Source organism: Serratia sp. 506_PEND, from assembly GCF_001076875.1.
Taxonomy (GTDB): Bacteria; Pseudomonadota; Gammaproteobacteria; order Enterobacterales; family Enterobacteriaceae; genus Serratia; species Serratia marcescens.
The window spans coordinates 1-877 of the sequence record NZ_JVEL01000070.1; the positions used below are offsets into that span (position 1 = coordinate 1).

1 pseudogene is annotated in these 877 nt (G+C 51.2%); it reads left to right on the top strand.

Features of this window, described 5'->3' with window-relative positions:
* Positions 1 to 150 precede the first annotated feature (150 nt).
* Positions 151 to 877: pseudogene (locus ADK28_RS02425) on the top strand (DUF4214 domain-containing protein); the annotation flags it as partial.

The window sequence follows — 877 nt, forward strand, 5'->3', positions numbered from 1 at the left end:
ACAAGCAACAGCCATATTCATATACACGATACCCGGCAAAGCGATACCCGCTTTACGTTGGAGTTCACCAAAGACAGCGGCAAGTTCTTCGATCTGGATATGGGCACGTTCAGCTTTACGTCCGACCATAAGCAAACGCTGGAAGTCTATATGAGCAGCAACGTAGAAATGCTACAAAAACGTACCATGATACTAAGCGGCGGGGACAACTCTATCTCCGATCTGCTTCTGACCGGCGCGATGTATGCTGGCGATCAATCACTGGTACTCAACCTCACCGTCGCGGCGGATTTCAGCGATAATCTGCAAACCATCCGAGGAAACGACTATATCGATCGCCGATTTTACTCGGACATGAAGTTGCAGTTAGTGGCGGAGAAAGGCGGCACCGGTGGCGGAAGTTTCTACAACACGTTGAATTCGTTAGCCAACAAAGATGACTTCAGCACTGTCATCAACGAATTGAGCGGGCATCAGCTGACCATTGACGATACCGGTCTAACGGTGTTGAAAGCCCAGGTAAAAGGCAATACCACGGTAGACTCTGCACGCACACTCACCTTCAGCGACAGTAAAATAGACGATATGATCACCTTGAACGTCGGCTATCAGAACAGTGTGATCAATGTCGGTGACGCCGGCAGCCAATGGGTCTTCTCCAAGGCCGGCGATAAAACCGCCACACTGTATGGCAGCGCAACCAGCCCCAACGAACTGCAGGCCGCCTTTAGCGATCTGACAGCGACCGACAATGCCCATGCGCTGTTCTCGCAGGTTCTGGCTAAGCTGACCAACGGCGCCAGTACCCATCAGTTGGCGGAAGTCGGTGTGCTGAAGTTGGATAAGTCGGTCTATGTCATCGTGGATAAAAATCATA